At 30.2% G+C, this 13,578-nt stretch carries 10 protein-coding genes; 1 reads left to right on the top strand and 9 read right to left on the bottom strand.

The features are described from left to right. The first annotated feature begins 320 nt into the window (after positions 1–320). Entirely contained in the window at positions 321–2,468 is a 2,148-nt protein-coding gene (locus tag HM981_RS00050) for a S46 family peptidase (RefSeq protein ID WP_179336541.1), read from the top strand. A 164-nt stretch (positions 2,469–2,632) separates the two neighbouring features. Here HM981_RS00050 and HM981_RS00045 read toward each other — a convergent pair whose 3' ends face one another. From HM981_RS00045 to HM981_RS00005, 9 genes are all read right to left on the bottom strand, one after another. Continuing rightward, the gene (locus HM981_RS00045; RefSeq protein WP_179336540.1) at positions 2,633–3,553 is read right to left on the bottom strand and encodes a YeiH family protein; all 921 of its coding nucleotides are present in this window, start codon (positions 3,551–3,553) and stop codon (positions 2,633–2,635) included. Between the two features lie 76 nt (positions 3,554–3,629). After that, positions 3,630–4,514, bottom strand: a complete 885-nt coding sequence (locus tag HM981_RS00040) for a LysR family transcriptional regulator (protein WP_179336539.1) — start codon at positions 4,512–4,514, stop codon at positions 3,630–3,632. Between the two features lie 30 nt (positions 4,515–4,544). Then, positions 4,545–5,099, bottom strand: coding sequence for a hypothetical protein (locus tag HM981_RS00035; RefSeq protein ID WP_179336538.1), 555 nt, complete (start codon positions 5,097–5,099; stop codon positions 4,545–4,547). 100 nt (positions 5,100–5,199) lie between these two features. After that, positions 5,200–6,429 carry an outer membrane beta-barrel protein gene (locus HM981_RS00030; protein ID WP_179336537.1) on the bottom strand — a complete coding sequence of 410 codons (1,230 nt, stop codon included), beginning with the start codon at positions 6,427–6,429 and terminating at the stop codon, positions 5,200–5,202. 149 nt (positions 6,430–6,578) lie between these two features. Next, positions 6,579–7,334, bottom strand: a complete 756-nt coding sequence (locus tag HM981_RS00025; protein ID WP_179336536.1) for a class I SAM-dependent methyltransferase — start codon at positions 7,332–7,334, stop codon at positions 6,579–6,581. A gap of 171 nt (positions 7,335–7,505) precedes the next feature. Then, entirely contained in the window at positions 7,506–10,916 is a 3,411-nt protein-coding gene (locus tag HM981_RS00020; protein WP_246286072.1) for a T9SS type B sorting domain-containing protein, read from the bottom strand. 157 nt (positions 10,917–11,073) lie between these two features. Next, positions 11,074–11,439: a lipocalin family protein gene (locus HM981_RS00015; RefSeq protein ID WP_179336535.1), complete on the bottom strand. Its 366-nt coding sequence runs from the start codon at positions 11,437–11,439 to the stop codon at positions 11,074–11,076. A gap of 250 nt (positions 11,440–11,689) precedes the next feature. Beyond that, on the bottom strand, positions 11,690–12,856 hold the full coding sequence (locus HM981_RS00010) for a hypothetical protein (RefSeq protein ID WP_179336534.1): 1,167 nt from the start codon (positions 12,854–12,856) through the stop codon (positions 11,690–11,692). 164 nt (positions 12,857–13,020) lie between these two features. After that, the gene (locus tag HM981_RS00005; RefSeq protein WP_179336533.1) at positions 13,021–13,488 is read right to left on the bottom strand and encodes a hypothetical protein; all 468 of its coding nucleotides are present in this window, start codon (positions 13,486–13,488) and stop codon (positions 13,021–13,023) included. Positions 13,489–13,578 lie beyond the last annotated feature (90 nt).

The raw sequence follows: 13,578 nt of genomic DNA, 5'->3' as shown, positions 1-13,578 counted from the left end.
AAATTATGCCTCTCATTGTTGATGTTAATTATCACTTAATGCCTTTTTTTATGCTATAAGCTTGTTTTAATCATGTTTTAAGCATGCTATAACCACGCTATAACCTGTATTAGGATATTTCTTTTTTTTAGGTTTTGAAACTACCTAAAATTAATCATTCCTAATATATGTAACGTCGCGTTTTTTTCGATATTTAATACCGTAATATTTCAAAAATGAGTATTTAAAAATATAACGGTTTTAACACATTAACGGTTTTAAATCACATTAAAATTTCAGTACTTTTATGGCTTCATACTAAATAAACAAACAAACTGAACATGAAGAAAATATTTTTAACAATGATCGCCATATTTATTTCATTCTCGTCAGCAATGGCAGATGAAGGCATGTGGTTTTTAATGCATATTGAGCGTTTAAATCATCGCGATATGCAAAAAATGGGTTTGCAATTAACATCTGAAGAAATCTACAGCGTTAACAATCGGAGTTTAAAAGATGCTATTGTGCAATTTAATGGTGGCTGTACGGCTAGTATTGTTTCGGATAGCGGATTAGTATTAACCAATCATCATTGTGGTTATGATGCTATTGCAGAATTATCTACAGCAGAACAAAATCATTTAAAGAACGGATTTTGGGCAGGATCAATGGCCGAAGAAATGAAGCCTGAAAGCCTTTACGTTCGCTTTTTTGTGAGAATGGACGATGTTTCTAAACGTATGTTATCTCAAGTTAATGATAACATGAGCGAAAAAGAACGTGAAGCTGCACTTAATAAAGAGATTGCTAAAATTGAGCAAGAAAATAGCGAAGGTGGAAAATACACAGTTTCTGTGCGTTCATTTTATCAAGGTAACGAGTTTTATTATTTTGTTTACGAAGATTATACAGATGTTCGTTTAGTTGGAACACCACCAGAAAATGTAGGTAAATATGGTGGAGATACAGATAACTGGGAATGGCCAAGACATACAGGTGATTTTTCATTATTCAGAGTTTATGCTGATGCAGAAGGACAGCCAGCGAAATACTCTACAGATAATGTGCCTTTAAAAGCAAAATATCATTTACCAGTAAATATAGATGGTGTAAAAGAAAATGATTTTGCTATGATTTTAGGTTATCCTGGAAGAACAAATCGTTGGATGCCAGCTCAAGGTGTAGAGCAAAATGTTAAATATGCATATCCTGCTTGGGTTGAAGGTTCAAAGTTAAGTATGGACGTGATGAAGAAATATATGGATGCAGACGAATCTGTAAATCTAATGTATGCATCTGGTTATGCAGGTATTGCTAACTATTGGAAAAATAGAGCGGGAATGATTAAAGCTTTAACAGAGCACAAAACCGTAGACAAAAAGAGCAAAACCGAAGCTAAATTTAATAAATGGGCTAATAAAAAAGCTAATAAAGCGATGTATGGTGATGTTATTAAAAACATCAATAACTACTATAGCTTAACCAACGAAAAGGCGAAGCAAACTAATTACTTACTAAATATATTACGTGCTAGTAAATTTTCAGTGTTGCCGTATAGAATAGGGTCTGCTTTTAAACAATACGTTGGAGCGAATGAAGCAGAACGTAAAAATCTTTTACCACGATTAGAGGCTTTTATAGAAAGTAACTATGAAGGTTATCACTTGCCTTTAGAGAAAGAAATATTAGCAAAGCAATTAGGTTTGTTGGCTTCAAAATCTAACTATTCTTTACCGGAATTAGTTGCTGAGGTTGGAGAAAAAAATGACAATGATTTTACGGCGTATACGAATGCTATTTTTGATTTAAGCTTATTCTCTTCTAAAGAAGGTGCTTTAGCATTTTTACAATATCCTGATGAAGCGATTTTAGAGAATGACCCTATGTATAAATTATCTACTCAATTATTAGATAAGTACAGAGAGAGTCCTGAAAGTTTAGAGCAGCCTACAAATGATTTTGATGCCTCTTTTAGATTATTAGTAAAAGGCTTACGTGAATCTGGATTAAGCGATATTAAATATCCTGATGCAAATTCTACATTAAGATTATCATACGGAAAAGTGAGAGCTTTACCTGCAGATAAAAGAAATGATGCTAACGAGAATAATTATACCACATTTCAAGGTATGATTAAAAAGTATAAGCCAAACGATCCTGAGTTTGATTTAGATCAAGGTATGTTAGATATCTACGAGAAGAAAGATTACGGTCGTTATGCTAACAAACGTGGTCAATTACCTGTAAACTTCTTAACAGACAATGATATTACTGGTGGTAACTCTGGTTCTCCTGTAGTAAACGGAAAAGGTGAATTAATAGGGTTAGCTTTTGATGGTAACATTGAAGCCATGGCTGGTGATGTTATTTTTGATAAAGATTTACAACGTACTATAAATGTAGATATCAGATATGTACTTTGGTTAATTGATAAATACTCTAATGCTAAGCATATTGTAGATGAGTTAACTATTATTGATAACTAGTATTACAATAAAAAAATAGTAATTAAAAAGCGATCTGAATTTTAGATCGCTTTTTTTATGGTAGATTTTAAGGATGGATTTTAATAGATTTATATAAAGCTAGTAAAGTATCTCATTGAAATATTCTGAAGTAGCCGAGGACTACAAATTATATCTAGATCGCTTTAGTTTAAAATATAGATTAATGAAAAGATAGATATAGAAACCCATAAAATAACAGCCAAAACAATGGGTTTTATGCCTGTAGATTTCAATTCTTTTATAGAAATTGTAGATCCAACAAGAAACAAAGTTAATATTAGTAACCGTTTTGACATTAGTACAATAAAGCTCGTCGTTGGTTGAGGTAGAATATGATAACTGTTTATTATAATAGCGGCTATAAATATTAGAATGAAGTAAGGGATTTTTATTTTTTCGCCTTTTGTTTTAAATAGAAACATTGAAAAAAGAGATAATGGAATAATCCATAATGTTCTGGATAGTTTTACTGTTGTAGCAATTCTTAACGCTTCTTCTCCATAGCCTAGAGCTGCACCAACAACCGAACTTGTATCATGTATGGCAACAGCGCACCATAAGCCAAATTGTTCTTGTGTTAAGTTTAGAAAGTGTCCAACTGCCGGAAAAACAAACAAAGCAATAGCGTTTAATAGAAATACAATGCCCAAAGCGATACTTATAGTTTTACTTTTCGCTTTTATAACTGGTGAAATTGCAGCTATGGCACTTCCACCACAAATAGCCGTTCCAGATGTTATAAGATGACCTAGTTTTATATCTATTTTTAAAAGCCTTGTTAACAGTAAACCCAAGAATATGGTTAAGATTATAGAATAGATGGTTAAACCAAAAGCTTCTTTACTTGTTTCTAACGTTTCTTTTAAGCACATTCCAAAACCTAATCCTACAACTGAAATTTTTAAAAAATAATGAATGGCTTTATGGCTATAGGCCTTAAATGGATTATTGAAAACAATAGTATATATAAAACCTAGTGTTAAAGCAACAGGACTATTTATAAAGCCTAAAAGGGCAATTACAACTATAAAAAGATAAACCGCTTTAGCTAATATAGCTTTCATATCATTACATATTATTTGATACAAAAGTAGATGTTATAAATAACCTATAAGCAAATTAAATAGTTGTTAGAGATAACTAAAAGTTATAATTAGATTTTATGAATTTTTTAAAATAGTCGAAAGTAGTAGAAAGATATCCGGTTCTTTTTACGAAATAAAACCAGCGCTCAATACTTAAGTCTTTAATATCTATTATTTTGAGTTTGTTATTTACCAAGTCATCAGCAATAGAATTGATGGAAAGCAGTGCATAATGGTCTGAGTTGTACAAATAATTTTTAATGGCCTCAGTACTATTAAAAGATACCACACCATTAAGTTTCTTAATTTTATTTGTAGCTAAAAAAGCATCAATAATTTCTTTGGTTCCAGAACCCAATTCACGTTCTATCATCGGTATTTTCTGTAACGTTTCTGTATCAATAATCCCTTTTGGAAAGTTGTTATTATTACTGTTAGTTACAAGTACAATTTCATCTTTAATAAATTTTTCGAATTGTAACTTAGGGTTAGAAGAGCTGCCTTCTGTGATTCCAAAATCAATGTCCTCGTTTAAAATTAAATTTTCAATAATTTCAGAATTGTTACTGATAATATTAAATGTGGTTTGCGGAAATTGGACTCTAAATTTCGCAATTATTTTAGGAAGCGTGTAGTTAGAAAGTGTTGTGCTTGCGCCAAAAGTGATAAATTCTGGGAAGCTATCTTTTTTAATCAGAAACTTTTCGTCCATTTCTGTATAGATCGCTAATATTTTATTGGTATAGACGAGAAATAATTTTCCCTCGGCTGTCATTTCAATCGAGTTTCTTTTTCTAATAAACAGTGTTGTTTTATAGTCTTGTTCTAAGTTTTTAATGGCTTTAGAAATTGCAGGCTGTGAAAGATGTAATTGTTCTGCAGCTTTTGTGAAACTTAAATGTTTTGCAACAATTTTGAATATTTGTAATTTGGTTTTCATTAGCTTATTTTCAAGGCTGTTATACTTAAGTTATTTTATTTTCTGGTAGTAATTGAAAACAAATCCGCTAGCAACACGATTTCTACTCGTTTTATCTTCCTTTCCTGTCCAATATATTCTTAAGTATTTACCAGTCTTATCTACATTAAAACTCCATAGGCTTTTATTAGCATAGACTAAATTTTTTAAATCCGAAAACATATCTAATTGGTTGGTAAATTCAAACTCTTCGGTTTTAATAAGATTCTTTTTAGATATTTTACCTTCATAAAACAGAATTTTATGCGGTGTAATCTGAATATACTGTTTTTTACTTTTATCTTTTTTTACTGCTATGCAATCATTGCATTCACTTTCTAAATATTCCCAAGTTCCTATAATATTATCAGTTAGCGATTTTCTTTCAGATGCTTTTAATGAGTCTAGTTTTTTAGTAATTTCTGTGTTCTTTGAATGTATGTAAGCATACACTGTTTGAGAAACCTCTGATTTTATGTATTTAGGAAACTCTAACGCATCAATATCTTGACACCATAGCATATGATTAGAAATTAATAGCATTAATATCAGTAGGATTTTTTTCATAAAAGTGTACTCTGTATATTAAAATTCAAATTGAAAATCTGAAATAATTTTGCATTAAGATTAGATCTAGTAATAAGTTATATATGTGGTAGTTATTGTTTTAAAATATTGAATAGCCTAATATTATTGAGAAAGTTTTATAGTCTGAACTCCAAATTCTATTCATTTTAATAAGCTCTCTACTTGTTTGATACCTTATTTCTAAACTGAATTTATCTCGGAATTCATATCCAACACCAAATGCTAAATTTTGTTCAGTTTCAAGATGCAAAGTATTAGTGTTAGCACTAGTAGAGCTATCAAATTCAAAGGACGATTTTGAATTTAAATCAAAAACATAAGAGATATTGACAAAAATATTTGATTCATTTTTAAGAAAGAAGGTATGTCTTAAACCTACAGGTATTTCAATAGAACTGTAATCAATCTTACTCATTAATTCACCTCCTATTATAACGCTGACATCAGTATTTGTTGTTTCAGATTTAAAACTTTGATATGTAGGTTCAATAATAAGTGTCCATTTATTTTTATCAAAAGGCAAAACAATTTCAGCCTCTAACCCAATTCCAAAACCAGTTTTAGTTCCGAAATCTATAACGTCTTTAGAGTTATAAGTAGCGTTTACTAATGTTAATGACGAACTATTATAACGAGGTCTTATTGTTAAGTTAAAAAAATCTCGTTTTTCTTTAGGTTCAACTATAGTTGAATTCTGGCCTAGACATTCACTGTATGCAATAAAAAATTGTTTTAATTCCTTTGATTCATATTCTAAATTTTTGAATTTATTCATTTTGAAGTCAGGACATTTTAGCGCATTTAATAATTGCTGTCTAAAATGATTGTTTTCTGCAATTTTATATTCTGTTGTTTTATAACTTTTATAAACTAATTGTTCAATTTCTGAATCTTCTTTTTTATAAAAAAAACGTATTAAACCATTATCTAGGTATTGATATAAATTGGCTTCACCTTCAATTAAGACTTTTAGAAAAAGCGTCTCTTCTTCAAATTTTGGGTTTCTGTGTTTACTTAATGTATTAATGTCTGCACTAGATCTATCAATATTGACTTTAGCTTTGATGTATTTTGAAATATTAGTAATACCAAATTCTTTAACGGTTGTTAAATTGGCTGTTTTAATTTCTGCTTTTTCTGATCTTTTATATTGAAATTCAGTGGGATTATTGTTCCAATCAATAGTTCTAATGAGACAATTAATTTTTTGATTACTATTGTCAATAAAATACCCTTCTTCAAAAATAATTTGCGAATAAGATGAAAGGCTTAAAAGGATTGTAAAAAAGATTAAGAGCGTCTTTTTCATAGAGTTGTAATTGTTGTTTTATGCAATTGGTTGCGTGATTAAGCACCTAATTTAGTAAACTTTTACGAACCCGTGAAAATTCCGCAGGAATTTTCGCAAGTAGGCTAGAACCAAGCAATTAATTGTACACGGTGTTGTGGGTAGTTATTTTATTTACTACAGACAAATATTTGTTTTTCTGAACTATCGTTAAATTCCTCTTCTTTAAAACTTCCGAATTTATGAATAATTGTAAAACCATTCCATTCCAGGTATGAGTCTAATTCTTGAGGAAAATACAATCTCATATCTAAATTTTGAGTCGAATGAAATTCATCATTTATATAGTAATTCCATTCTATCCGATTAATTTGACTTTGGTTTTCATAACGCATTTTCTGCTTTATTAAAACATTTCTTCCATCTTTGGTTGTGTATTGATTAATTTCATTTTCCTCGTTTCTGCTTTCTACAATGTATTGAATATTTGGATTATAGCAATCCAACAAAAACAATCCTTTTTCTTTAAGGTGATTTTTTACAACATTAAGTGCTTGAAATAAATCTTCGTTTTGATATAAATGATGAATAGAGTTAAATGGAATAAAAATTAAATCATATTTCTGACGTAAATTTAAAGTTCTAATATCTGCTTGAATAAAATCAATTTCTAAACCAGCTTCTGAAGCTTTAAGTTTTGCTTGTTCGAGCATTGAAGAAGTGATGTCAACTCCACTAATATTATATCCATCCTTTGCAATTGGAATTGTAAGTCTACCAGTTCCGCAACAAAGTTCTAGTATACGAGCATTTTTTTGTTTTGGTAGCCAATTTTGGTAAAATTCCAAATCAGTTAAGTCAGTATTCATTCCGTCGTAAACATTCGCATCATAAATCAAATCTCCTACCTTATATTCACTTTTCATTTTAATTTTCAATTTGTTGCCTTAAGTTATTGAATAGAGCATTTAGTCTTTTAGCTTGTTGCAAACGTGTTTGTGTATGGTTAGTTGCGTGTTTCAGTAACTAAGTTAGTAAACATTCACAAGTAGGGAAGAACCAAGCAATTAATTATACACGGTGTTGGTAATTGGCTTTTATCTTTTCAATGAAAAATGGCCTGAAAAAATTGTTCCATTTCCAAGATTAGCTTTGAACCAATAGTCGTTTGACAACATTCCTTTTCCATTATAATATCCATCCCAACCAACATCATTCGATGTTAATTGAGTTAATAACTTTCCATATCTGTCAAATATCAATATTTTGGAATTTGGCAATTTATTTATTCCTATTATTTGCCAAAAATCGTTATATCCGTCACCATTTGGGGTAAAGAATTTGGGATAATCAATTATAGTTACTTCATTTGAATCCTCACCACAACCTTCTTTGTCTCTAACATATACATTGTAGCAACCTCCCATGATATTTGGGAAATAATTACTGTCTTGGTAATATACACCATCAATTGAGTACTCAAAATCACCATTACCTGAGGCTATTATTTCAATAAAATTATTTCCTAATTCTCCGTAATTTACTTGCTGTATTTCTGGTAAGTCTGAACGAACAAGACTAAATGTAAACGAATTTTCACAAGCTATACCATTTTCAATTTGGGTAACAGATATAGTATAACTGCCTTCTTCTGTTATTTCTGCTATGTAAGTATCTGAAATTATTGAGCCATCTTCAAAAATCCAATTATAAGAATTAAAACCAGAATTGACGGTTAAAAAAATTGATGGTTCTAAATTACAAATGAAGTATTCTTCTTCTAAATTAATTTCGGGTAACTCATTTACAACCAAGCCAAAAGATGTTTCTGAATAACAAATTGGATTTGAGGCATCTTCAACTCTAACGTATATGGTTTGAGAAAAAGGCTCTGTGTTTTGAAAAAATGCAGGTAAAGGACTTGGAAGCGAATTATTATTGGAATCATAATATTGTATTATTAAACCTGTTTGAGTCCCAATAATTTGTTGCTCTATATTGGATGTGTCAAATTCAGCATATCCATTCCCTAGGTCACATGCATACAAATTATTAGATTGATTTATGTTTGGTTGCGTTACGGTTTGTAATTCAAGTGTGGTTTCAGTATAGCAACTTGTATTGGTATCAGTTACTCTTAAAGTTATTAATTGATTAAATGGATTAGAATTAGTGTATGGGTTTGGCAAAGGACTAGATAATTCATTTCCATTTTGGTTAAAATAACTAACAGTCATTCCTGTCTGACCATTCAAAACTTGATTTTGAACATTAGAAGTGTCAAAATATTCAGAAATTCCATCATTATTATCATCACATCCATTTAAAACATTTAAGGAATTTGCTATCGGTAATGGATTTACAATTAAATCAAAAGAAATTTCACTATAACAATTAGTAATAGGATTTGTTATTCTTGCCGTTATAGTTTCTTGGTTGGGAATTGTGTTTAGAATTGAATTAGGTAGTGGATTTGGCAATTGCAATCCATTTTCATAGAAAAAAATAATTGTCATTCCAGTTTGCTCACCTAAAATAGTGCTTTCAATATTACTAATATCAAACTCAGTGATTCCGTCTTCATCATCATCATCACAAGCATAGATATTACTAATCTGATTAATTTCGGGAAGAGACTCAACAATTAAGTCGAAAGAGACTTCTGTAAAACACGTTAAATTATTATTGTAAGCAATCCTAGCTGTAATAGTTTCTTGACCAACAATAGAATTGGAAAGAGGGTTGGGTAATGGGCTTGGTAATTCCATTCCATTACTATTAAAATATTTAATTGTCAAATTTGACTGACTTCCTATTAAATCATTATCTATTGAAGATGTATCAAAATAACTAGAAATTTGACTTCCATAAACATCTTCACAACTATATCTATTTGCAATTTGATTTACAATAGGACTATTACTAATAACAACTTCAATACTTAGAGTTTCTATTTCAGTTCCACAAGTAACCAATGCGGTAACGTCATAATTCCCATTGTTGGTAAATGTATGGATGGGATTAGTTAAAGTAGATGTATTATTTACGCCAGAAGCAGGATTATCAAAGTTCCATAATACTGAATCAAAATCACCACTAATTTCGAACGAAGTACTTTCAGCCAAACAGGAATTTTCATAGGAAATCAAACCATCCAAATCTGTTTGATCGGTTTTGTATTTGTAAAAAAGAACATCTGAATTACTGTTACCACTATTATTAGTTATTTCAGTGCCGTTTATTTGCATTGGTGAGCTTTCGAAGAAAGCACTTAAATAGATGTCATCATCTACTATTAAAATTGGACCTGGTCCATCTACGTAACCATACCCAGCTCCATAATAGCTTTCTCCAGATGACCGTAAAACAAATTCTTTTTCAAAACTGTCAAGATTAACTTTAAATAACACCAAGTCTTCAGTATAAAAATTGGTGGTTTCTATTGTTGTGTCACCCAAAGTTAATGCCAATCTAAAACTTGTTAAAATAAATAGCTCATCATTTTTATGATACATGTAACCATTACTGATGTTATCGGTTCTCCAATTACCACCAATAGTTGGTGAAGGTAAACTTGAACAGTTATCTATGGGTGTAATATTTTCAAGATTTCCATCGCTTGTAGAATATTCAGTCAATAAACTACCAAATTGGCAATTACTCACAGTAAAGACATTTCCTAAAACATCTACAGAATTGTAATAGCTTCCCCATAAATATAGTTTATCGTTTGTGTTATTATAATATAAGTTTGATGCATTATATCTATTGTTATTAGCAGAATAGCTTGATATTTCATTAATCCATTCTTGGTTTAAATTTGAGTCGAATTTTGTAATATGCGTAATGTCATTAGAGGTTCCTGTTAAATATATATTACCATTTATGTCAATTTCAGAATCAATAAGAGTATCTTCTCCGTTTACTCCAAAATTTTCTGCATCAATCAGGTTTCCTTCTAAATCAAATTTAGCGATGTAGTAATCTTCCACATCACTTGTAAGGGTAATTTCGTTATTAATACTAATTGTGGTATAAAAAATCCCGACAATAAAAATTGTATCATTCCAATAATGTACGTTACTACCAATTTGCTGTCCTCCAAGAGGTCTACTCCATAAGAGTTGGCCTTGAGAATCCATTTTGACAATATTCATACCAGAATTTATCACGATATTACCTACATTGACTTGACTCCAATTATTTGTGACTATAACATATATATTATCTTGTTGGTCTACGGTAGTTTTATAAGCACCAAAACCAGCACCAATAGAGGTAACGAAATTATTTGACCAAATTAGATTACAATTAAAATCATATTTATAAATAGCACCTCCACCAAAATTTCCTTGAAGAGTTGTGAAAATAATTCCATCAGATACTTTATTAATATCTTCAGGGTGGTCATTTGTCCAACTACCTATGCTCTGACCGCAGTCAAAGCATTGTGAATAAGAAAAAAGAGAATAAAGTAATGTCGTTAGTATAAATAAATTGAATCTCATTTAGTCTTTTAGCTTGTTGCCAACGTGTTTGTGTATGGTTAGTTGCGTGGTTTAGCAACTAAATTAGTAAATAATTACTGACCAAGAAAGTCTGAGAGGACTTTCGTAAGTAAGCAAAAAGCTAGCAATAAATTATATATGCTGTTGTAAACAGTTATTATTCCACTCGTGTATATTCTTGATAGCGGTGTGATTGAAAATTATTACCATCACAAGGAAAATCTCCCTCATTATAATAATATCCAATTCTTAAAACATCTTCTGTAACCTCTAAAAATGTTGTATTGAATGTAATTCCATTCAAAATTTGTGTGAGATTTTCACCAGATAAAGACCAAGTTCCTTCAAAGACATATTCGCCGGGCGATCCAGTATCATCACAGTAATAAATGTCGTTTACTGTTCCATCAGAGTTAAAAGTTAATTCTCCTTGAAGACAGGTTGCGAAAACACCAGTTTCTTCACTTCCTGTTGAACAGACAAAGACTTGTTTTAATAGTTTCCATGTTCCAATAATTGACATTGAATCTGTATTGGTATCATCATCCTGCGAGCAAGATGAGAAAATAATCAGTCCAATTAGAATGCCGCAAAATAATTTTATTTTTTTCATTTGTAGAGTCTTTTAATTGTTTACGTGTTTGTGTATGGTTAGTTGCGTGGTTAAGCAACTAAGTTAGCAAACTTTTACGAACCCGTGAATATTCCGCAGGAATATTCGCAAGTAAGCTCAATGAAGCAATTAAATATACACGGTGTTATGCACAGGCTTACTACTCAATATTTTCAGCTAGTTTATTTTTTAATTCTATTGCTGTTGTTTGTTTCAATTCTAACGTCATAACTTTTTTAGAACTTATTTCGAATTCTATTAAATCAAAATATGGTAAATCATCTATATAAGAAGTCGCCATAATATACGCTTTATCTCCAATGGGTAAAATCAAATCCTCTGCGTCGTTGTGCGTGAATCCGAAAGAACCGTCCATTCTTTCGTAACCAGGAATATACATATTCTTATTTGGTAATAAAAGCGAAGTGAATACATACGAAAAATCTTCGTTTTTAACTTTTAGGATTAAATCTACTATTTCAGATTTTGGGTCATTAAAAAATTTGTCAATATTCGACCAGCCTAATTTTCTGACCGAAAAAATATAACTTGTATTAAAATCTTCCACAAATCCATTTTGTCCTTTTTTTGTTATTACTTCAGGAATGAATAGGCCATTTTGGCTTTCTTTTAATTTAACCGTATCTCTTGAGATATCAATTATTTTTATATTAGCTTTTTGAAACTGGGTTTTATCTCCTATTTTTCGTTCAGGACTCCAAAACCATTTATCAAGTTCTTTACTTTCAAAGTCAGCAATATTGTCAAATTGGTAAGTAATAGTTTTATAAGATTGTTCAAGTTCCTTTAATTCTTTATTAAGAATGCTTTTTTGGTTTGTCCAATTTATTGATAAACTATCTTTTACTCCTTCAAAAATCAACATTTCATCATCTAATTCTGATGTTGGAATCATAATTCCGATTTCTTTTCCGCTTTTTAGTTTTGTTATTTTGTCGTTTATAGAAGCATTTATGTATAACATTCCACCACTGGATAAAAGTTTATTGTTACTAGTCGTGGTTAAGTTTCCAATTACAAAGTCAATTGGATTAAATATTTCTTTTATTTCAATTTGTATTTGATTAATTGAATCTCCTGTCTCTATTTCAAAGGTATTGGCATAAATTCTATAAATAGAACCATTTTTTGTAACGAGAGTTGTGTCAGTTTTTATGTCAATATTGAAATATTCACTTTCAATATTATCTTGATTGTATATTTCAGAGAATATTTTAGCTTTATTTTCAGCGATGGAATTTCGGTCATCTTTACACGATGAAAAACCCAAAATTAATAATAAAGCAATTACGATTGTATTTCTCATAGGCGTTTTTTCAGCTTGTGCATAACGTTTTTGTGTATGGTTAGTTGCGAGGTTCAGCAACTAATTTAGCAAACTTTTACGAACCTGTGAATATTCCGCAGGAATATTCGCAAGTAGGGAAGAACCTAGCAATTAATTATACACGGTGTTGTAGGTAGTGTTTCTCATTGACTAGGGATTTCGCCTTTAATCCATTGTTCTTTCTGTTTATAGCCAGAACTGACAAAAAGAAAATTCTCTTTTTCAAAATCAACTAAACCTAATGCTATAACCATATGTTTTTCTCCTTCTAAGTATTCCTCATCAGTATTTTTTGAGTCAATTTTATTTAAATAGCCAACAACTCTAATCTTATCTCCAATCACATTTTCCTCATTTTTGAACATTAAGACAGTCCATAAATAATTTCCTTCTCCCAACTCTAATTTGTAAAAAGGTGTATTATTTCTGCTATTTTTTATTTCAAGAATATTCGCGTCATACGCAATCATTTTATTCGTGAATTTTTTAATCTTATTAAATTTTGTTTGGTCAAAGTTTGTCGGAAAAGATTTTTCAGTCACTTTATTAGTTTGTCCAAAAGACAATCCAATAGTGAAAGTTAAAAAGAGTAAAATCAAATTATTTTTCATTTGCGTTCTGTTTTGTATTATACTGATATAGGTTGACTCTTTTTGGTTAATATTTAGACGTTCAAAAGATTTCTTTTAGCCGTTTAGAAG

This window comes from Winogradskyella ludwigii, from assembly GCF_013403985.1.
In the GTDB taxonomy this organism is placed as follows: Bacteria; Bacteroidota; Bacteroidia; order Flavobacteriales; family Flavobacteriaceae; genus Winogradskyella; species Winogradskyella ludwigii.
Note: the sequence above shows the minus strand (reverse complement) of the source record. Positions and strands in the feature narration are given on the sequence as shown.

Coding starts and splice junctions, on each gene's coding strand:
- HM981_RS00050 (WP_179336541.1), top strand. CDS start 321: ATGAAGAAAATATTTTTAACAATGATCGCCATATTTATTTCATTCTCG.
- HM981_RS00045 (WP_179336540.1), bottom strand. CDS start 3,553: ATGAAAGCTATATTAGCTAAAGCGGTTTATCTTTTTATAGTTGTAATT.
- HM981_RS00040 (WP_179336539.1), bottom strand. CDS start 4,514: ATGAAAACCAAATTACAAATATTCAAAATTGTTGCAAAACATTTAAGT.
- HM981_RS00035 (WP_179336538.1), bottom strand. CDS start 5,099: ATGAAAAAAATCCTACTGATATTAATGCTATTAATTTCTAATCATATG.
- HM981_RS00030 (WP_179336537.1), bottom strand. CDS start 6,429: ATGAAAAAGACGCTCTTAATCTTTTTTACAATCCTTTTAAGCCTTTCA.
- HM981_RS00025 (WP_179336536.1), bottom strand. CDS start 7,334: ATGAAAAGTGAATATAAGGTAGGAGATTTGATTTATGATGCGAATGTT.
- HM981_RS00020 (WP_246286072.1), bottom strand. CDS start 10,916: ATGAGATTCAATTTATTTATACTAACGACATTACTTTATTCTCTTTTT.
- HM981_RS00015 (WP_179336535.1), bottom strand. CDS start 11,439: ATGTCAATTATTGGAACATGGAAACTATTAAAACAAGTCTTTGTCTGT.
- HM981_RS00010 (WP_179336534.1), bottom strand. CDS start 12,856: ATGAGAAATACAATCGTAATTGCTTTATTATTAATTTTGGGTTTTTCA.
- HM981_RS00005 (WP_179336533.1), bottom strand. CDS start 13,488: ATGAAAAATAATTTGATTTTACTCTTTTTAACTTTCACTATTGGATTG.